This window comes from Prevotella sp. HCN-7019, from assembly GCF_037890215.1.
In the GTDB taxonomy this organism is placed as follows: Bacteria; Bacteroidota; Bacteroidia; order Bacteroidales; family Bacteroidaceae; genus Prevotella.
Window position 1 is genome coordinate 1 of sequence record NZ_JBBKBO010000011.1, and the last position, 22350, is coordinate 22350.

At 49.3% G+C, this 22350-nt stretch carries 11 protein-coding genes; 5 read left to right on the plus strand and 6 right to left on the minus strand.

The genetic code is table 11. The annotated features are described in order from the left end of the window. From WKT13_RS11795 to WKT13_RS11810, 4 genes are all read left to right on the plus strand, one after another. Positions 1–2896, plus strand: a 2896-nt coding sequence (locus WKT13_RS11795; RefSeq protein ID WP_340324025.1) for a SusC/RagA family TonB-linked outer membrane protein, incomplete at its 5' end; no start/stop codon positions are given. A 39-nt stretch (positions 2897–2935) separates the two neighbouring features. After that, positions 2936–4471 (plus strand): RagB/SusD family nutrient uptake outer membrane protein, encoded by a 1536-nt coding sequence (locus tag WKT13_RS11800; protein ID WP_340324026.1) that lies wholly within the window; start codon positions 2936–2938, stop codon positions 4469–4471. A 28-nt stretch (positions 4472–4499) separates the two neighbouring features. After that, positions 4500–5411 (plus strand): Calx-beta domain-containing protein, encoded by a 912-nt coding sequence (locus WKT13_RS11805; RefSeq protein ID WP_340324027.1) that lies wholly within the window; start codon positions 4500–4502, stop codon positions 5409–5411. 94 nt (positions 5412–5505) lie between these two features. Beyond that, a complete protein-coding gene (locus tag WKT13_RS11810) occupies positions 5506–7170 on the plus strand; it encodes a C10 family peptidase (protein WP_340324028.1) in 1665 nt (554 codons plus the stop codon). A gap of 950 nt (positions 7171–8120) precedes the next feature. Here the strand turns inward: WKT13_RS11810 and WKT13_RS11815 are convergent. After that, positions 8121–10082: an alpha-galactosidase gene (locus WKT13_RS11815; RefSeq protein ID WP_340324029.1), complete on the minus strand. Its 1962-nt coding sequence runs from the start codon at positions 10080–10082 to the stop codon at positions 8121–8123. Between the two features lie 713 nt (positions 10083–10795). On the opposite strand from WKT13_RS11815, the gene WKT13_RS11820 reads away from it, so the two are divergent. After that, positions 10796–12973 carry an alpha-galactosidase gene (locus WKT13_RS11820; RefSeq protein ID WP_340324030.1) on the plus strand — a complete coding sequence of 726 codons (2178 nt, stop codon included), beginning with the start codon at positions 10796–10798 and terminating at the stop codon, positions 12971–12973. A 117-nt stretch (positions 12974–13090) separates the two neighbouring features. Here WKT13_RS11820 and WKT13_RS11825 read toward each other — a convergent pair whose 3' ends face one another. The 5 genes from WKT13_RS11825 to WKT13_RS11845 form a co-directional block, all read right to left on the minus strand. After that, a complete protein-coding gene (locus tag WKT13_RS11825; RefSeq protein WP_340324031.1) occupies positions 13091–17053 on the minus strand; it encodes a glycoside hydrolase family 76 protein in 3963 nt (1320 codons plus the stop codon). Between the two features lie 225 nt (positions 17054–17278). Further along, on the minus strand, positions 17279–18208 hold the full coding sequence (locus WKT13_RS11830; RefSeq protein WP_340324032.1) for an alpha-L-rhamnosidase N-terminal domain-containing protein: 930 nt from the start codon (positions 18206–18208) through the stop codon (positions 17279–17281). A 135-nt stretch (positions 18209–18343) separates the two neighbouring features. Continuing rightward, positions 18344–19471, minus strand: coding sequence for a glycerophosphodiester phosphodiesterase family protein (locus WKT13_RS11835; RefSeq protein ID WP_340324033.1), 1128 nt, complete (start codon positions 19469–19471; stop codon positions 18344–18346). Positions 19472–19601: 130 nt separating this feature from the next. Then, the gene (gene gyrB, locus WKT13_RS11840; RefSeq protein WP_340324034.1) at positions 19602–21575 is read right to left on the minus strand and encodes a DNA topoisomerase (ATP-hydrolyzing) subunit B; all 1974 of its coding nucleotides are present in this window, start codon (positions 21573–21575) and stop codon (positions 19602–19604) included. Positions 21576–21765: 190 nt separating this feature from the next. After that, on the minus strand, positions 21766–22290 hold the full coding sequence (locus WKT13_RS11845) for a methylated-DNA--[protein]-cysteine S-methyltransferase (protein ID WP_340324035.1): 525 nt from the start codon (positions 22288–22290) through the stop codon (positions 21766–21768). Positions 22291–22350: the final 60 nt, after the last annotated feature.

The following is a 22350-nucleotide window of genomic DNA, read 5'->3' on the forward strand; positions in this document are numbered from 1 at the left end:
GGGCCTGAATGCAGGCGCAGTTACAAATGCCGACGGAGAATTCACAATCAACGTGCCGGTGGGCACAGAACTCCAGATCACTTATCTGGGAATGGTACCCAAAACAGTCAAGGCTGCAAGCAACATGCGCATTGTACTTGAGTCTGACAGCCACACACTTGAAGGTGTCGTTGTAACTGGTTACGGTTCGGCACGTAAACTCGGAACTATTGCCGGTTCAGTTTCATCGGTTTCCGGTGATGCTCTTTCGCTCCGTCCGGCAGCTAGTGTCAGTGACGCTTTGCAGGGCCAGGTCGCAGGTCTGCAGGTATTCACATCTTCAGGTGAGCCTTCTGCTGTATCATCTATGACTATCCGTGGTGTCACATCAATCAATGCAGAGACAGAACCTCTTTATATATTGGACGGTAGCGAAATTTCTTCTAATACATTCGTTTCGCTCAACCCGAACGATATTGAGAGTGTTACAGTGCTCAAGGATGCGTCTTCTACAGCCATCTATGGTTCACGTGCAGCAAACGGTGTTGTTATCGTTACATCGAAGAAAGGTAAGTTCGGAGAGGCTCCTACAGTTCTTGTTTCTGCCCAGTATTCTGTGTCTGAGGTTGCACATGATGGAACAGACGTGATGAACGCAAATCAGTGGTTTAAGTTCCAGGAAATGATGAATCCTTCAAACCTGACAAACGAGTCTTTTCAGGCAATGAAGAACTATTATAAGAAGTATAATATCGGAACAGATTGGGTAGACCGTTTCCTCGGTAATACTTCTCCAATTTCTCAGATTGACGCAAGCGTACGTGGTGGTTCTCAGAACACAGCATATTTGGTGTCATTCTCTCATTATGATGCAGACGGTCTGTACGATGACTCTAACATGCGTCGTGAGACTCTGCGTGCAAACCTCGAGTTCAACATCACTCCGTGGTTGAAGATAGGAACAAATTCAAACTTGGCATATAATAAGACACAGACTACTCTTGTGATCAATGGTGAGAAAACAAGTGTTTATAACAAGCCTTGGGCTGCTCATGCTTATCTGCCTACACAGACAACACATGAGATCCTTGGTTTGGCATACAATCCTGACGGAACAATTGATTATGCTAACAGTGCATTCAACGGGTATGGTGAAAAGCTAAAATGGTATTCTTTGAATGCAGGAGGTCGTGGAACATTTGATCCTGACTATCTTGCAAGCAAACAGCCGGAGATACAGCGCCGAGTGCGTATAAATGAGAATGCATTTGTTAATATCAACCCGATAAAGGGTCTGAACCTCCGTTCTGCAATCGGTCTCGATTGGAATGATCTGCGTACATCATACAAATGCTATAATCTTGTAGATGATGGCTTTGGCGAGCAGATGCCAACAGGTCAGGCTTCTGAGGAGTTCTCAAATTTCTACCGTTGGACTGTGACAAATACTGCAGAATACAAGTTCAACTTCCTCAAGGATCATGACGTTACTGTTCTTCTCGGTCAGGAGTCTATGACAAACAAGACGACAGCTTTCGGTGTTATGCGTACAGGTCTTGTAGACAATCGCCTTATGCTTCTCAGCTCTACATCAAATGCAGATCCTTTGGTGCCGTCTCATTCTATTTCAGAAGAAGTTCGCAACTCTTGGTTCGGAATGCTCAACTACTCTTATGCTAATAAGTATTTCCTTGACTTAAGTATCCGTCGTGACGGTTCTTCTCTCTTTGCAGAAGACCATCGTTGGGGTACATTTGGTGCAGCCGCATTCATGTGGACTGTATCTAATGAAGACTTCATGGATGTTACAAAAGACTGGCTCAAGGACCTCCAGTTCCGCGTAAGCTATGGTTCGACAGGTAACTCAGGTCTTCCGCAGGCATACATGGCACTCGGCCTTGTAGGTGCTTCAAGCTCAATGTATATTAATTCTTCAGGAACAGTCATCGCAAACCCAAGTAACCCTGATCTTACATGGGAGAAGGTAAAGACTTTCAATATCGGTCTGTCTGGTCGTCTGTTCGATCGCGTAGATTTCGACTTGCAGTATTATAATAAGGTAACATCTGACATGTTGATGTCTATACCTTATTCTTATACAACTGGTTTCAGCTCTGGATACGGAAATGTTGCTGAGATGTATAACCGCGGTTTTGATTTCACTATCGGTGTTGACATCATCAAGAACAAGGACTGGTACTGGAATGTAAAGGTTAACGGAAACTACAACAAGAATAAGGTTACAAAACTCTTCCAAGGACTCGACTCTTATGTGCTCGGCGACTTCCAAATGCTTGAAGTAGGCCACGACATGGGTGAATATTATATGGTTCGTTGGAGTCATGTTGATCCGGCTGATGGCCAGAGTGTATGGCTCGACAAGAATGGTAACTATACAAAGGTTTATTCCGAGGACAACCGTGTACAGACAGGCAAAAGCTGGATTGCTCCGTGGTCAGGTGGTCTTTCTACAACAGTTGCATGGAAGGGCTTCCAGCTCGATCTGCAGTTCACCGGAATGTTCGACCGCTACATGTGGAACAACGAACGTTTTTGGCTCGAGGATCCGCAGGCAAACGGAACATACAACATGGCTGCTTCAATGCTCGACATGTGGATGAAGCCTGGTGATAAGACAAATATTCCTGCAGCCAATGTGGTACGTCAGGCAGACACCATGTTCCTTGAGGATGCTTCATTCGTGCGTCTGAAATTTGCTCAGCTCTCTTACACACTTCCGAAGAACTGGCTCAACCAGACAGGTTTTATCAAGGGTGCCAAAGTGTTCCTTGTAGGCCGCAACCTGCTTACATTCACCAAGTATCAGGGCTACGATCCTGAAGTCAACAACACAATGACATTCGGTGACTATCCTAACACACGTCAGTACTCTATAGGTGCACAGCTTACATTCTGATAATTAGGTGTATAAAAAATAAAATAAAGGAAATATAAAATGAACAAATATATATTATTACCGGCTCTTGCATTAACTCTCACGCTCGCATCATGCGACATGGACAAGAATCCTTACAATGCAATTCCAGAAGATGAAGCTCTTATGACGCCTACCGATTTTACAAACATGAGTGTGCCGCTCTACACTGGTATGCGCTCATTTGTCGGCAGTAGCTATTTTTGTACAGGTCCAGATGAGCAGAGTGATGATTTTAACGCTACTGTAGGAACTGGTCTCAGTGATCTGCACCGTTGGGATTTCAATACAAGTCTGAGTTCAGGAGATGCTCTTTATTCAAACAGCCAGACAATGATAGCCCGTGCCAACTTCATCATAGATGGCTACAACAAGTGTGACATGTCAAATAAGAACCTCTTTACAGATCAGGCCATGGTTACAGTTAAGAATGTAAAGGGTGAGGCTTTCTTCGTACGCGCTTATTTCCTGTTCAATCTTGCACAGTATTTCTGCGCAGACTACGACAACAGTAATGCTGACGAGAAAAACAGCGGTGTATCTTACCGTCTTGACTATTATCCTTCGTCTAATTCTGCCACATATCCGGCCCGCAAGACATTGCGCGAAACTTACAAGCAGATAACAGACGACCTTGACAGTGCTCTTCTGTATGTCAATGTAGCAGGAGAACAGTCTAACTATTATATCTCAGTTGACGCTGTAAAGGCAATGCAGGCGCGTGTGGCTTTGGCTATGGATGATTATGCTACTGCCGCAGAAAAGGCAACAGAAGTTATTGGGACAACTACTTATACACTTGCCGGTTCTGTTGACAGACTTACTCAAATGTGGGCCGGTAACTTTGATACAGAAACTATCTTCAAACTGGCTGCAAGTGCAACATCTCAGTTGTCTTCGCAGACTGGTCTGCAGTATCTGCCTTACACATCAGGTGGTGCACCGGGATATGTTCCTACACAGACTGTCCTTGATCTTTATTCGGATGATGACTATCGTAAGAGTGTTTATTTCCTGCCACTGACATTCCAGACAAGTACTGGTGTTGTTGGTAATGTGCTTGCGTTCAATAAATATCCGGAGAAAGCATATCCATACGAGGCAACTAATGGTTACGACTATGCACGATTCACCATTGAGCCTAAAGTGATCCGTATTTCTGAAATGTATCTTATTGCTGCAGAGGCATACGCACAACTTGCAAAGACAGACGGATCATATCTTACTAAAGCAGCTCAGTATCTGAACGACTTCAAGGCAAAGCGTATCGCAGGTTATCAGGCACAGAGCTTCTCTTCACCTGACAGAATAATGAGCGAAATCAGAGACGAACGTCATCGTGAGTTCCTCGGTGAAGGAACACGCCTGCTTGATCTGAAACGTTGGGACATGGGTGTGACACGTGGTACTCCGCAGCAGGAAGAAATCTGTGCAATGCCTGGTGCAGATTATTCTACAAATCTGTCAAAGCCTGCAGGCGACTATCGTTTCGTATGGCCGATACCTAAGCACGAGATGGATACAAATCCTCAGATTGTGCAGAACCCGGGTTATTAATTCAACCATTTAAAGTAAAAATACGATTATGAAGAATATAAAATTATTAATGCTTATGGTGGCAGTCCTGCCATTCTTCGCGTCATGTTCTGAAGATGACGTCAATACGAAAGAATGCACTGTAGGATTTGCAAACACAGCCATTACCGTGGAAGAAACAGCCGGTTATGTTCAGGTTCCAATAACTGTCAGCGGTCATCGCAACGGTCCGGTACGCGTGAAGATTGAATCGGCTACTGTAGGTGAGGACGGAGCTGTTGAAGGCGAGAACTATACAATAACTGACAAGACGCTGAATCTTAACAGCGATACTCTCAGCACCGGAACTATAAATGTAGAGGTGAAGGTGATTGACGATAGTAAGATCAACAATGACCGTCAGTTCACTCTTACAATAGTTTCAGCAGAAGGTGCAGAGATAACAAGCCAGCAGACAACAGTAACTATTTCAGACAACGATGCTGACTTCTACAAAGCATTCGCAGGAGAGTGGACTTTCTCTGCAACAAATCTTGACGGCGCTAAGACAACATTCCCTGTAACTATAAAGGCTGCTGCAGAAGGAAGTTCTGACTATGAGAGCGTACTCACATGTGAGGCTGCAAACATAATGGGTGCCGGTGAGACATATTCATGGAAATTTGAATATAAGTTCAATCAGGAATCCATGTCAGGACAACTCGGACTTGTCTGTGGTGAAGAAATCTCTTATATGCCTGACTACGGTTATCATCTGATGTGGCTGTTCGGTCCAGCTAATGACCACAATAGCGTTTATCAGGGAGTGTTCCCGATAGAGTGGTCATTGACAGATGAAGGAACAATACCTAACACTTTGACGTTTGATCCGGAATACTGTATCTGGCTCTATGTTCAGACAGACAGTGGCCAGGGTGGATATCTTGACATCTTCGATAACGTCACTCTGACACGAAACTAATTGACAATGAATTTAAGGACACGGCATATCCTTCAATGGGATATGCCATGTCCTTTTTTTTGAAAACATCAAACTTTAAAACCTGAAATATATTATGAAGAAATTTTTATCATTGCTTGTGCTGTCTTTGATGACAGTATCCGTTCTCGGAGGTCCAAGAAGCGTGGAGGATATGATGAATGCTGCAAGAAAAGTCATCAAGCTTCGTCCTTCCATGCATTCTGCAGGTGCAAGCCAGAAACTTGAGGTATTGCAGAAAGGCCAGATGCTTAATGTCATCGGTTACAAGTACGGTGGATTCGCAGTCATTGCTACAGATGATAACTTTGCGCCAGTACTTGGTTATTCTGACACTCAGTTCACCACCGACAACATGCCGCCTGCCATGCAATGGTGGATGAATATGACAGAAAATGCCTTGCAGACAGCCCTTGAGAACGGCGAAGAGGTTAAGTCTGCTGCGGAGTTGCGTAGCGCAGAATATCCGGAAGCAGTGGCTGAGCTTCTTACAACCAGATGGGATCAGATGACACCATACAATAAAGAACTTGTAAGAATCACAGGCAAGAGCTATCCTACAGGCTGTATGGCTACAGCCATGGCACAGATAATGAAATATCATTCATATCCTGTGACAGGTCAGGGATACAAGGGATATGCCATCGATGGCAAAAATGGTAACTACGATTTCGAAAGTACTACCTATCAGTACGACAATATGCTCGATGTCTATTCTGGAAACAATTACACCACAGAGCAGGCCGATGCTGTTGCAAAGCTGATGCTTCATTGTGGTGTTGCCGTGGACATGAATTACGGTCTTAATGGCAGCGGTTCGTTCAGTAATGATGCTTCTGTGGCGCTTAACAAGTATTTCAAGTACAACACACGACTTTACACACGCGACATATATACAAAGGCAGAGTGGATGAATATGATTTTCGAGGAGATAAGCAACGGACGTCCTATTCTCTATGGTGGTGTTACAGCACAGAATGCCGGTCATGCGTTTGTATTCGACGGTTACGATGCCGATGGTCTTGTGCATGTAAACTGGGGATGGAGTGGTAGCGGCAATGGATATTTTGAGGTTGCGTTGCTCAACTCCAACACAGGAAGCTATTCGTACAGTCAGGATATGATTCTGATGCACACATCCGATGCGCCAGAATTGCCTTATATCTCACAGTGGGGTATAATGCCTTCCATAACCTGGATTACCAGTGGTGGACAGACATACGAAACAGTTGGAAAGTTCGAGGTAAAGAATGTAGGTACAATGCTTCTGTGTGTTTGTTCAAATCTTATGAACTGTGATGTGAACAGTTTCAGCGGAAACCTCGCTCTTATGGCTGAGCCTGTCAATGGCGGAAACGTTGTAACACTTAGAAGTGAGAAACTCAGCAACTTTGCTTATCGCAGCGTTTATCCGCAAAATGCTCGTGATTACAGTGTGTCGGTAAGTACATCCGGTCTTGCAGACGGCACTTATAAGATTTATCTTGCTACAAAAGCGACAACAGAGTCAGAGTGGCAGCCTGTTCATTTCAACGAAGATATCAACGGCGCATATATGTTGACTATCTCTGACGGCAATGCTACGGTGACCACCGGCATTAATAATGTTGTGACAGAGGAGACCGGTAAAGCTTCCGACAACCGCATATACAGTATCGACGGACGTTATGTAGGCACCGATGTAGATAAACTCGACCGCGGAATGTACATCAAGAACGGTGTGAAGTTCGTAAAGAAATAATATCTGCCATGCGCCTGTGACGGTGCGTCTGGAAGTCATCACCCGTTGATGACAGACCGGCAAACAACACTCCGTCACGCTTTCAGGCATCCTTACATGACCGGAAGGCAAAAGATAAAGAGTCATATCATCGCCTGTAACAGGACATGATATGACTCTTTTCATATTATCAGAAATCCGGTGGAGAGCGGTTATGATAAAAAAGCCTGCGGCTTCGCTTTCGTATCGGCGTTGTTTTTTTCTGTTGGAAGTAAATTAATCCGGGCACTTTCAGATTTTCAGTATCCTGCGGTTTTTCCGTCCGAGTTTTCAGTTCTACCCCGAAAAATAAATGAGTATTTGCGAGCTGACTTTCCTTCGGACGTAAATTCTCGAAAAATAAGAGACTTACGCAAAATGCTGGACATCAATAACTTGCATCCAAGAGATATTTTTCCATTATGCAATAAGCAATGTTTCAGCACATGATATGGCCCGTTTCAGAGGCTAATATGCGCAATATCACACCATGAAATGGGCAAAACCGGAGGCTGAAACAGGCACTATCGGAACGCAAGACGAATTATCCGAGGTTGCACATCAGGGTATACGACAAGTCTGTCAGACCGGAACAAGCCTTTCAGATGCTGGATTTAACATTACTTTACATCTCTTTCGCGATTTTCTTTTGTCAAAAAAAAGTCAAGAAAATCTGTGAGTTCTCCGTCCGGGTTTTCTTTAAAAACGCAGATATCAGGCGTCGGGAAATCATTTGAAAAGATGCGTCCTTCTTGCGGTGATGATTTGCCGGTTGTGGCGATGCGGATTTATCGTCACGTGAGGAAAGGCCTGTCGCGTTTTATGCCATAATGTGTTGTCAGGAAGTTTTCCTGCATCCTATGGCATTTCATGAACAAGACCAATCCCCACGGGTTTCTGCCGAGCCTTCTTTCATGCTTTCGTTTCTGATTTCATTCGGGGCGGAACACGAATATCATCGCATCTTTCGACGGCAGCGTAACGCTGTTCCGACTGTCGACGGTTTCACCGCTCCACAGCTCCTGCACCTTATATTCAGTGCCTTTCTGCATCGGCAAGCGTTCCACAGGCAGACTGAAAGTCATCGGTTCGTCACCATAGTTGAACACCGCCAGGCACACCCGTCCGTCCAGTTCGGCGCGTACGAACATGTGTTCGCTGCGGTCGTCGTCGGCGTTGAGCGGTCGGAAAGCCCTGCCGTCTATCAGTGCGTTCACCCGTTCGTTGCCCAGCATGCTCACGGCGCGCGCCTTTGCCGTGCTGTCGCCCTTGATGCTGAAGTCGTCGCCCGTGATGAACATGCCCGTGATTACGGCCGACGTCACCCTCGCACGGTTCTCACCCTCGGTGGCGTCGCGCAATACCACGTGGTCGGCGTCGTTGTAGCTATACACGCGGTCGAGCCACCAGCCCCACGTCAGTGCGTTCATCGTGTATTCGGTGTCTTTTATCTTGTTCCATGCATCGCACGCTATGCGGCGCGACTGAGCGTATTGCGCCGGAAACAGCGGTGAAATGGACAGATTTATATACATATCGCTGAATATGCTGTCTATCAGATGCATGCCGTAGTTGTAGGCCTGCGTGCCGGTGGTTATGTCCTTGCGGTGCCATGAGTCGGCCTCCATGCGTCCGTGCGTCATGAAGTCCATCTTCACGTATCGGTAGCCGCAGCGTCTGAAAAGCCGCGCCGTTTTCTCCATCATAGCCCTCACTGCCGGGTGGGTCGGGTCGATGGCATAAGCCCCGTCGAGCTCCTGCGGCTTGCCGTCGGCATACAGATATATGTCCTTATATTTATATTCAGGCATTGCGTCCACCTGTCTTTCCGGATTCTTCGCCCAGTCGGTGAATGGCGTCCAGTATATGCACGGCACCTGGTGCATGGCCTTGCAACGGTCGGCAAAGTCTTTCAGTTCCGCTTCCTTGAAACTGTCCCAGCCCGAGTCGAGCCCGGTGTATATCAGTCCGTCGGCATTGTGGAACGAGCGCGGCATGAGTGAGTCGGCCAGAAACGTTGCCACCTCCGTGGCGTTGTCGTGGTTCACGCCGAACTGCAGCGCGCCCCAGCTGTTCCATCCCACCGGCACAGCGCTGTCCCATCGGCGCGGCGGTGTTGTCACTGCGTTGAGATCGGCAAAATGCTCCATTCCATCGCGCCAGTCGTCGTAGCATCCCAGCATCATCACTTCCGAGCGCGGACGTGCCGAACGCACCGCTCCATGGCCCTTTACGTCGCGTGTGAGCTCGTCGGCCGCACCGCTGTAGAGTTTCATGTTCCGGCGTCCGTCAGTCAGCTCTACGGCGTTTTTCCAAGTGTCGTGCTCTATCGCTCCTGCCACCAGTCCTTGTCTGCCTTCGGTATCATACACACACGTCACCTCATAGCTGCGCAATGAGTCGCCCGCTTGGGCTGAAGAGGCGTAGCGTATCCACTTGTCGTTGTCGTAAGGCACGAAAACCGCCCTTTTCATCAGACCTTTTATCATGTCTCCCGTGTGACGTGTCACCAGCGGAGCCATATACGAAGTGCTGACCGTCGAGTCGGCCTCCAGTGCGATGTCCGTCAGCATGAAACCGTCGTACAGTCTGAAAGTCCTCACGAGCTGCGGCATGTCGCGTCCGCTCATGGTCAGTGTCCAGCTCACGCCACGGCCGTAGCGGTCGTCTATGCGCTGCTTTTTGAACGTCGTATGTTCATAATTTCCCGATTTCATCGTGTCGCCATTCAGTGCGTACTCGGCCCATGAGCCTTTCGCGATGGTGTCGCCCCGATAAACTATGTCCACTCCCTTGTCGTAGCTCAGACGCCATCCGGCCGTGCTCACTGCCGAAGGGCGTGTGCACGCGCATGCCGCCAGAGCGGCCAGAAAAATGTATGCCTTGTTGTGCATTGTTTGAATTTAGGTTTGTATAGTACGGTAATTTTCTACATGCATTTCCACGGCGGATGTACAGATGACTTCTTTCCGTTTTTTCCGACCGTCGCCATGCTCCATGTGCAAAGATAAGACAAACACAGGGAAGAACGAAACAAACCGTGCTCTATTTTCTCTTCGCTGCGCTGAAAGCATCGGACTTTCTGCATGTTTGTACAATCGTGACAATGAAAAAGATAGACAGTTGAAAATCTCGAAATAGAATTATGGAGAGCTGTGTGGAGAGTATTCTGCTGCAAAAAAAATGCGGTTTCATCGATGTTTTCCGCCGTACTGTTCCGCAGAAAAGCCTTTCTTGCTTCGCGTTCTTACTTTTGTCGTTGTGCATTATGGGTTTTATCATTGCGTCGAATGTACTTTCCTTGCATGTATTATTCATGCCGACACATCCATAACGGCAGCTTCGGACATTGCGGAAAATGTTACGATATCTGTGTTTTTTGATATTCCGCAGCACGTATCCCGGCATTCCGATGGCAGAAAACACATACGGTGGCCAGTCTGAGAAAATATTTCTGTAACTTTGTCTTGCACGGCAGAGGTGGCGATTGTTTGCATCCGTTTGTAATCCTGCACTGTAATAACGCAGCAATCGTCGCCTTCCGCCGGCTTTCTTGCGGCTGTTCCGCACTATCTATGACTCAAACTAACAATAACATTATATCTGTATGAAAAAATTACTCTTATTTGTCCTTGCCGTTGCGGGATATGCCGCGGCGGACGGACGCACCAACATTTCGGTGACCACAGACCACACCCAGCTCGTGCTGCAGGTGAAAGACAACGGTCGTCTGTATCAGACCTATCTGGGCGAAAGACTTTCGGCCGACTCCAATCTCGACGATCTGGACCAGCCGTGGGCCAAACCCACCAACAGCAACATTGCCGGATTCGAAGCCTATCCGGTGATGGGTACGGAGGATTATTATGACGCCGCGATGGGAATACGCCATGCCGATGGCAATCCTACCACAGTGTTGAAGTACGTGTCGCACGAACAGCGCGCCACCGACGGCGGCACTGAGACTGTCATCAGACTGAAGGACGAAGTCTATCCGGTTAATGTCACTCTGCACTACGTGGCCTATGCCGAAGAGGACATCATAAAGCAGTGGACCGAGATAAGCCACGACGAGAAGGGCGGAGTGGATCTTTCGCGCTACTCTTCGTCCATGCTCTATTTCGAGAGTGAGAAGTATTATCTGACAGAATTCTGCGGCGACTGGTCGAAGGAGATGCAGATGAAGCACACGGAGCTCAACAACGGCAAGAAAATACTCGACAGCCGCCTCGGCACACGTACGGCCATGGCTATGCAGCCGTTCTTCGAACTGGGCTTTGATGCTCCGGCGCGCGAGAACGAAGGCACTGTGCTCATGGGTACAATAGCCTGGACCGGTAATTTCAGATTTACGTTTGAGGTGGACCATAACGGTGCGTTGCGCGTTCTGAGCGGTATCAATCCCGACGCGTCGCTCTATCGTCTGAAGCGCGGCGAGGTGTTTGTCACTCCCGAATTCATATTCACCCTCAGCACCGAAGGAGTGGGTGAGGGCAGCCGCCGTTTCGCACGCTGGGCGCTCGATCATCAGTTGTTCAAGGGCAAGGAGGACCGTATGACTCTGCTCAACAACTGGGAGAACACCTTCTTCAACTTCGATGAGGCCAAGCTCACATCGCTCTTTGACGAAGCACGCGACCTTGGCGTCGATCTGTTCCTGCTCGATGACGGATGGTTCGGCAACAAATATCCGCGTTCCAACGACGCTGCCGGACTGGGCGACTGGCAGGTTACCAAAGAGAAACTGCCCAATGGTGTGCCTTATCTGGTGAAGACAGCCAATGAGAAAGGTGTGGAATTCGGTATATGGATAGAGCCGGAGATGGTCAATCCGAAGAGTGAGCTGGCCGAGAAACATCCCGACTGGATACTGCGTCTGCCAAATCGTGATACCTATTACTTCCGCAATCAGCTGGTACTCGACATGACCAATCCTGAGGTACAGGACTTCGTGTTCGGTGTGGTGGACAATCTGATGCAGGAGAATCCTAATCTCAAGTTCTTCAAGTGGGACTGCAACAGCCCGATAACCAACATTTATTCGCACTATGAGAAGCAGAATCAGGGCAATCTTTACATTGACTATGTGCGCGGATTCTACAAGACGCTTGAACGTATACAGCAGAAATATCCCGACCTGAACATGATGATGTGCTCGAGTGGAGGCGGACGCTGCGACTTCGGAGCACTGAAATACTACACCGAATTCTGGTGCAGCGACAACACCGACCCAGTGGAGCGTCTCTTCATACAGTGGGGCTTCTCTCACTTTATGCCCGCAAAGGTGATGTGTGCTCATGTAACCAACATGAACCGCCGTGCTTCTGTGAAGTTCCGCACCGACGTGGCGTTCATGTGTAAGCTGGGTTTCGACATCGGACTCCACGACATGGCGCCGGCCGACAAGGCTTTCTGTCAGAACGCATTGAAGGAATACAACCGTCTGAAACAGCTCGTGTTCAGCCCGATGACCTATCGTCTGGTTTCGCCTTACGACGGCAATCACTGCGTCATACAGCGTGTGTCTGAGGACAAGAGTCATGCCATTGTGGCCGCCTACGACATTCATCCGCGTGTTGGCGAGAATCTTCACCCCACACGTCTGCAGGGACTGGATGCCGATGCGCGTTATCGCGTGAAGGAGATATGCCTCATGCCCGACGCACGTTCGGGAATGTACTTCCACGACAGAGTATATACGGGCGATTATCTGATGAAAGTCGGTCTGAAGGTTCTCACCGGAGGCGAGCTTTCAAGCCGTATCATCGAGCTTGTTAAGGAATAAACCGTGTTGGTGGCATGGCGTCCGTGAATGGCGGGCGCGGCCACTTGTGCATGATGACAATAAAAAAGCGGAGACCTTCCAATGGTCTCCGCTTTTTTGTGTATGTATGGCGTTGTGTTACTTTATAACCTTTTCCGTGAGCGTCTTGCTGCCGGCCTGTGCCTTCACAATGTACATTCCTGCACCATACTGTGCGAACGGTATGCTGTTCTCGCCGGCCTTCAGGCTGATGCTTGCCACTGCCTGGCCGCCGGTGTTGTATATAGTCAGCGTGCCGTCTTCCGGCATGTCCACGTGCAGCACGTCGGTTACCGGATTAGGATATACGTTGAGGCGTATTTCGCCTGATGTGATGTCGTCGATGCCAGTGGCTATCTTGTCGCTGTAGAACAGCTGCCATTCGCTCATCTGTGCCAGCTGTGCTCCGCCGTTCTCGGTCAGAATGAGACGGTAGAAATTGTATGTCTGGTTGTTGTCGAAGCTGTAGAACTGTGTGTTCTTGCGTGCGTAGAAGCTCTGTCCGGTGCGTGTGTCTATGGTTGTCCATGTTCTTCCGTTGTTTGAGCCCTGCAGTTCCCAGCTCTGTGGATCGCGCGACGGTTCGTCGTTTGCCGATGTTATGCTGTACATGTTGGCTTTTGTCGGTGTGCCTGTCTCATATTTTATCCACGGGTTGCCGAGATAGTCGAACACGAATTTGCTGTCGGCTGTGCTGTCATACAGTTTGTCCAGATTTTCGCCGGCGTTGTCGTTGTTTATCTGTGCGGTCATTGTTCCGCCTTCGCCTATGATGTCGTTGTCTGAGATACATACGCCGTGTATCTGTATGTCGCCTATTACCAGTGCGTCGGCAGCGTCGTCAGAGGCCTGTGTGAAGTTGATGCGGAAACGCTTGTAGCTGTTGCCGTTTGATATGTTTGTGTTCTTGAACGAAGCCTTGGTGTTGAAACGGGCGTTCGATACGGTTGTCAGCGTTGTCCATGATGTGCCGTCGTCTGATGCCTGCAGTGTCCACTGTTTCGGGCTGCGGTCGGTGTCATGGCCGGAGCAGATGCGTAGTGTAGTTATCTTGACAGGTATCTCCGAGCGGTATTCTATCCATGCTTCGCCGTCGAATGGCAGAGTATATGTGCTTGTTCCGTTGTTGTCGATGAGCGGACGGAGCGCTGCCTCGTCGGCGTTATCGGATGAGAGAATGGTGCCTCCGTTGTCGGTGATGTCGTTGTAGAGTTCGCCGTTGGGGATGATGTCACCGAACAGCTGCAGCTCGGCCACTTCGGCAGGAGTGTCTGCGGCATCTATCACGAGGCGGAAGTTCTGATAGTTCCTGTCGGTTGTTACCTTATAGAACTGTGTGCAGCCGTTGTGCGTGAACTGCTGGTTGCTGCGTGAGTCTATCGGAGTCCACTCTGCGTTTTCGTATCCGTAGAGAGTCCAGCTCTTCGGAGCGTTGCCTGTTGCGGCCGATGTTATGCTGTACGATGTTATATTGTACAGAGCCTTGCTGTTGTAGCGGTATGTCGAGTTTGTCTCTCCTTCTGTTTTGGCTGATGTGGCGACGTTCTTGTCGGTCACTGATTTGTCGCCCTCGCTGAGTGTTCCGCCGTCGGCAGTGATGTCTGTTGCCGATATGGCGAGTCCGTGGAGCTGCCATTCGCTTATCGAGAGGTTCGATGCGCCGTTGTTCTTCGTCACGTTGAGGCGGAACATAGTGTATGCCTTGTCGGCTTTTGTGTCATAGCGTTTCATCTGGCAGCGTGCTGCGAATGTCTGATCGGTCTGTTCGTCGAGCACGGTCCAGCTTTCTCCGTCGTTTGATGCAGACAGAGTCCAGCTCTTGGCGTCGGCTGATGCATTGCCGCTTGCACTGCCGATGGAGTAGCCCTTGATCGTTACGGCGATGGGCGAGCGGTATGTGAACTGTGCGCTCGCGGCTTTTACGTTTACTGCCGATGTGAGACTGTTGTCGTTGAGAGCGGCAGTCTGTATGCCGTCAACCGATGAGGTTAGTGTTCCGCCGCTCTTTGTTACGTCGCCGGGCAGCGGTTGTGCGTCTGTGCTGAACTTGAACCAGTCAACATTGAAACATCCGGTTGAGGAATATCCCGGTTTGTAAACCAGATACACATCGTGTGTTCCGTCGGTCGGTGTGATGTTTGCCGTTACGGTCTTCCATCCTCCTGTTGACGGCACATCGGCAGTTCCGATGAGCGTTCCGTCTGTTCCGCCGAGACGTATTTCTATTTTTGCGTTGGCTGTAGACGAGTCAGAAACTCTTATTTCTACTGTTTTTGCCGGACGTGTGCCGAAGTCAACGTTGGCGTAATATGTGTAGTAGTCGTTCTTTATGTTGCTTATCTCGCTCTCGTTCCCGCCAGTGCCGTTTGTGACATACACTCCGCGCAGCGCGTTGAAGTTCTCAGCTTCGATGGTGGAATAGGCGTCACGTTCTATGTTCCCGGCGCTCAGTGGAGCGTTGAAAGCTACAGAGATGGCTGTAGAGTTGCCGAACGGTTGGTTGGCGAAGCTCTTGTAGTTGCCGTTTCCGTCTTTTTCGGTGTCTGAAAGCCAATTCTCATTCGATTTGGTGAGCCATGCCGATGATGTTATGCCCTTTGAGTTGCGGTTGTTGAAGGCCATGAAGGCGTTGTCTTTCATCCATTCTATATCCTCGGTTTTCTTCATTTCTACAATGTAACGGCGCAGGTAGCGCATGAGAACACCCTTGAATCCGCACAGGTCACCGTCTACGGTCTGGCACACATGTATTATTCCGTCCGAGTTGCAGAGGCTTTCTTTTGTGCGCTCCACAATCTTTTCGGCGTCGCGTTTGTACATTTCGTCACCGTAGTGCTTGTAGAGCATGAGGGCCGCGCCGAGCATTGTGCCCTGGTTGTAGGTCGATACCCAGCGGTTGTAGTTTGACGGCAGGTTGGTGCTTGTGTTCCAGGTGAAACTGTCGTAAACCTCTCCTGTTTGCGGATTGAAGAGGTACAGACGCTGTTTCTCATACAGATCGCGTGCTATTTCGTAGTATTCTTCTTTTTCATTTTCGTCGGTCAGTCCCATGGCAATGTAGCATGCGGCGACTTCTGTAGGACCGTTGATACATGAGTTCGTACCGTTTCTGGTCTCATCAGTTTCTTTCCAGCGCATCATGCCCCACTGGTTGTAGGCACGGTCGTATATTCTGTCGAAGTTGTCTTTGGCATAATTGAGGTACATGGAACTGCCTGTGAGATGATAGGCGCGGGCCGAAGCTATGATCATCCACATCACGTCGTCGTTGAATTCGTGGCCATACCATTTGTACACATCATCATATTTCAATTTGAGCCAGTCGGTTCCTACTGCCATCTTGAAATAGTTGAACACGTCTCTGAATACGTCCAGATATTCTTCGCGGCCCGTTGTTTCGTAGGCATCGAGCACAGTTTCCAGCATCTCTGCGTCGCCCCAGCCGCCACCGTCGCCGAAAGTCTTGCCGGATGTACCGCGGTCGCGCAGGTGCTGCTTGAGCCATGCGTCCATCATTTGTGTGCGGAGTGCGTCGCTGAACTGGCTTATAGGTTCTACTTCCTCAAACTTCCACATCTGTGCGTTTGACGGAGTACTGCCTTCGTTCCATGCCTGGAATGTCATGGATGCGCCGTCGCTGGCTGCAGGAGTCTGCAGGATGAAGGTATTGGATGCAGACGACTGTGTGATGACATAGTATCCGTCGCGTCCGCTTACAGGCTCGACATTCCACTGTCCCATGCTGCTTGTAGTGGCAGCTTGTTGTATTTTGGAGTTTGTAGATACCAAGGCCGAGTTTCTTGCAAGGTATTTTCCTGTGAACACATTCCTGAAAGAGAATGTTCCATTGTCGTTGGAGACAGCCTCCCACTGCTGTGCCGGCACTTCTGTATCGGTCCAGATGACGATTGGTGTGTTGTTTGTGAATGACGAATTGTCCACAAACATCACTCTTTCTTCGTTGGCTGCAGACGCTATCCTGTAAGTTTTACCCGGGATGATGTCTGCAGACGCCATGCCGACGATGTCGAGCATGAATACTGTTAGTAATAGTTTTTTCATTTGCGGTTTTATGTATTGTTAAGTAATTTCCTTGCGTTAGTGAAAATAATCGGTTCCATCGGCAAAAACAACCGGTTTCATCGTCCGGATATAATGATGCCTCCTGTCGTGTATCCGCTTTTTAATGTGTTTTCAGAAGCGACATCCCTGTTGCGCTGAATTGTAGTTTCCGTGTACGTGAACGGTAGCTTCGGTTTTATGTCGGAATGCTTTTTATCAGGCATTCTATTCTTTCAGATCTCTTGTATAGGTTATTATTTCGAGCGCTTCCACTTTTTGTATCTGTTCTTTGTCGAAATGATCGTCGCCGTATATCAGCAGTCTGCGGCAGTCGGTTGTTGTGAAACGCTGTATGGCCTGCTCGTCGGACTCTCCGCTGCACACATATTCCATTCCACCGATGTTTATGTGTTCGCCACGTCTGGTGTCACGCAGAGTTACTCTTATAAGTCCTTTGAAAGCAGTGCCGAAGTCGTACACCACGCTGTCACCCTCGATGTCGAAGAACCGTTGTTGCCTTATTCCTCCTATCTTTGCTGCTTCATAGCGTATCATACGTTGTTCGGCAGGCTGCATGTTTGTGGTTTCTGCCATTTCGGAAGGTGTCCAGCATGCCACGTCAAGCTCATCGGTGTACGATGAAATGGGGCTTTCTGTGGCATTAATTACTTCATGTCCGTCTGTTGTGAGCGATGTCGCGTCTGTGCGGCAAAGCCATCCTTCATCTGTATTGTATGCGAAAGGCATGCCGTCGGCATCACGTCCGTAGAGCGAAACTGCTATTTGTGCCGGCACGTGGTGCGGGAAAGATGGAGCGTAACACACGGCCACGGTATTCGATCCTTGTCTCATGAAACGTGTCACATCATAAGTTACGGCTATCGGATTGTCCGACATGCTTTCGCGTAGAGGTGTGAGCACGTCGCCGGTGACGTTGCGTTGATTGACGTAAAGTTCTATATATCCTGTTGTGGCTGCGGTTATGTAAGCCTGCTGAGGCCGTTCTTCCGCTGTGAACGACTGTCTGAACCAAACCACCGAGCAGCTGTCTGGCTGCGGATGTGTTATCCACGACAGTCCGAATTGCTGTGCCGTGCTGTCCAGACACCACAGCAGCGTTACGATTATAGCTGCAAATTTCTTAATGTAAGGCATACATGTGAGTTAATAGTAACGCTGATTTATGTGCAAAGATAATGTTTTTTTGTAAATATCGGTGGTCGGATGGCTATAATTTAATGTGTGATGGCGTACACCGTATAGTACTGGTGTGCGCCATATGCTGTGTTTTCAATGCCGGCTGTCGTAGTATTCTTTTATCCTTATGGCATCGAGAGGTCTGTCTGTCGTCAGGAATCCGGCACCAAGATTAGTCATTTCGGCCATTTCATCGGCTTTGTTCACTGTCCATACGTTGACGGTCATGCCCAGTCTGCGGGCCTCCTCCACCCATTCAGGATGCTTGCGAAGTTCATTAATGTGATAGTCTATGCCTGTACATCCTATCTTCTTGCGTTCGGCGGGAGAAATACCTCCTGTCAGTGCGGAGACCTTTGCCTGCGGGTCTTCGGCTGCTATCTGTCGGCAGGCATCGTCACTGAACGAGATGTATTCCACCTTTTCTTGCACTCCTGCCTTCCTTACAGCTTTCACGGCTGCTGTGGCTGCGGCTTTATTGCGTACGACGTCACCATGATCTTTTATTTCTATTATGAGTTTTGTAGGGCTGTCACTGTCTTTCAGAATGTCGAGAAACTCGGTGAGTTCAGGCATTTTTTCACCATTGGCGAGTGTCAGCATGCGGCACGAGTCAGCCGGAGTGTTCATTATGACATGGCCTTTGAACTCTCTGTCATGATTTGCCATGAGGTGTCCGTCGGGCGTGAGCCATACGTCAGTTTCCGAACCGTAGATGTTCAGTTCGAGTGCCTTGCGTAGTGATGCGCGCGAATTCTGTGTCGATCCCTGTGTCGCCCAAAATCCTCTGTGGGCAATCACCTGCGCGCTTGCAGGCATTGTCTTTACGATGTTGATGCGTGCTCGTCCGAGTTGGCGGAACGAGCGGCCTCTCATTCGTGTAAGTATGAAATTCCCCGATTTCATCGATTGTGGTATGACTACGCTCACTGCAGTGTCGCCTTTCATTGTAGTTTCGAGTACAAAAGGTTGCCACGACTTGTCGGCATAGGCAAAGACAATCTTGTCACCCTGGTGGAAGTCACGGCCTTTGATATCGAATGTCGTTCCCGGAACAACGGCAAGGCCTGAGTCGAAGCGCGGTGCCGGTCTTTCGCGACGTTGCTGACGGGGTCTGTCCTGCCGGTGATTGTTGTTGGCTGACTGTGCCGTAGCGTCAGAAGCAGGCATTATGGCCATTGCTGTGAGTAATGCGGCGAAAAACAGATATCTTGTTTTCATAGTGGTATATGTTTAGGATGAATGTGTATATCAGGTCTGGATGAAGTGTTGAGGAGCTGTTCTCATATGCTAAAAAGGCCGTACCGCTTCCGTGCGGCACGACCTTTCCGTTATATGTTTCAGCGTTTTTTCATGCGTCGATGTTGGCGTAAGTAGCGTTCTTCTCGATGAACTGGCGGCGAGGTTCAACATCATCGCCCATGAGCATTGAGAATATCTCGTCGGCTTCGGCCGCATTCTCTATTGTCACTTGTTTGAGCAGACGGCGTTTCGGGTCCATTGTTGTTTCCCACAGCTGCTCGGGGTTCATCTCACCAAGACCTTTGTAGCGCTGCGTGTGCAGGCTCTTGTTGTCTTCTCTTCCGTCTGCGTAGCGATCGATGAAAGCCTGGCGCTGCTGTTCAGTGTAGCAGTACTCTTTCACCTGATTCTTGTATGAGCAGAGATAGAGCGGCGGAGTGGCGATGTAGAGATGGCCTTCCTGTATGATTTTCGGCATGAAGCGGTAGAACAAAGTCATGATAAGCGTGTCGATGTGAGAACCATCGACGTCGGCATCGGTCATGATTATGATCTTGTCGTAGCGCAGTTTGTCGATGTTTGCTTCCTTGTCGTCTTCGCCGTCAACGCCGAAGCGCACGCCGATACTCTGTATGATGTTCATTACCGATTCGCTTTCGAACACCTTGTGCCACATCACTTTCTCCACGTTCAGAATCTTTCCGCGCAGTGGTAGAATGGCCTGTGTGTAGCGGTCACGGCCCTGTTTTGCAGATCCACCGGCCGAGTCTCCCTCGACGAGGAATATCTCACATTCCTTAGGATCCTTGTTCGAGCAGTCGGCCAGCTTGCCCGGCAGACCTCCTCCGGTCATTGGGTTCTTGCGCTGTATGCTCTCACGTGCTTTGCGTGCGGCTATACGTGCGGTTGCTGCCAGTATTACCTTGTCGCAGATGAGCTTTGCCTCCTTCGGATGTTCCTCGAGATAGTCGGTCAGAGCTTCGCCTACGGCCTGCTGTACAGCACCTGCCACCTCACTGTTTCCGAGCTTTGTCTTGGTCTGTCCCTCGAACTGCGGTTCGGCCACTTTGATGGAGATGACGGCAGTGAGACCTTCACGGAAGTCCTCACCGGCTATTTCTATCTTGGCTTTCTCTATGTTCTTTGATATTGTCGGATCGGCGTCGGCGTAGTTTTTCAGCGTACGTGTGAGTGCCGCGCGGAATCCTGTAAGGTGTGTACCACCTTCTATTGTGTTGATATTGTTTACGTAAGAATGGATGTTCTCGCTGTAATCGGTGTTGTACATCACAGCCACCTCAATAGGTACGCCCTGTTTTTCGGTCTTGAGATAGATGACATCATCGAACAGCGGAGTGCGGTGACGGTCAACGTAACGCACGAATTCCTTCAGTCCGTCTTTGGCGTGGAATACTTCCTCGCGTGTTTTTCCATCCTCGTCGGGGCGGAGGTCACGCAGTGTTATGCGTATTCCGGCGTTCAAGTAGGCCAGCTCGCGCATGCGTCGTGCTACGATGTCCCACTGATAGTGTGTTGTTGTGAATATGGTGGGGTCCGGCCAGAACTGCTGGCGTGTACCGCGCAGGTTTGTTTCGCCCACAATTTTAACAGGATAGAGTGGTTTTCCCTTTTCGTATTCCTGCTGGTATATCTTGCCGTCGCGGAACACCTGCGACTTCATGTGAGTAGAAAGAGCATTCACACAGCTCACACCCACACCGTGCAGACCGCCGCTGACTTTGTATGAACCCTTGTCAAACTTACCTCCGGCGTGCAGCACTGTCATCACGACTTCAAGTGCCGACTTGTGGAGTTTCTTGTGTTCGTCCACCGGGATGCCTCGTCCGTTGTCCTGGACGGTTATGGATTCGTCTTCATTGATGGTCACTTCTATGTCGGTGCAGTAGCCGGCCATGGCTTCGTCGATGGAGTTGTCCACGGTCTCATTCACCAGATGGTGCAAACCTTTCTCGCTTATGTCGCCGATATACATCGCCGGGCGTTTGCGCACGGCCTCAAGTCCTTCGAGGACCTGGATGTTACTGGCTGAATAATTGCTTGCGTTGTTTTGTGTATCAGTCATTTCTTTGCATGAAAAATAATAACATGCAAATTTACGAAAAAAAACTTGTCGGGCGAAATTTTTATTCTTAAAATAACCTACTTTGAGGCTTCTACCGCACACACTTCATGTGCCCCGGAAAACCGTCATTTGTCATGAAGCGGTACGACCTGTTGCAGCGGTATGGTGAAAGGGCATGCATGGCCCGTTGTCATGGTCGGAAAAGCTCTGCCGGAGCACTGTGTTCGAGTCCGAGCAGGAAGCGTTTTACGTCGAGTCCGCCGCCATATCCTGTCAGACTGTTGTCGCTGCCGGTGATTCGGTGGCAGGGTATGATGACAGAGAGCGGATTTGCGCCCACTGCGTTTGCCACAGCCCTGACAGCTGCGCGACGACCTATCGTTCCGGCCAGACGTGCATAGCTCATGGTGGAACCGTAGCCGACGTCCTGCAGTGCGGTCCATACCTCCTTTTGGAAAGGTGTGCCACAGAGAAGCAGGGGCAGATCGAACCGGCGGCGACTGCCCGCGAAATACTCGTCGAGCTGTGCGGCAGCCGCTCTGTTCGTGTCGCACGGACCTTCCTCGAACAGTGTTCCGAGTGTGCGGCACAGGCGGCGGTAGGTAGTGGTGCTGTGTCGGCCTTCGAGCCAGTCGCACATGCACAGCCGTCCGTCATACGAACCCAGCAACAGCGTGGCGCATGGAGCGTGATAGAGAGAAGTGATTATCATCATGTCCTTAAAATGTTTTCAGCCTGCCCCGTGCGGTTTTTGAGCCGGGTGCAGGCTGTATGT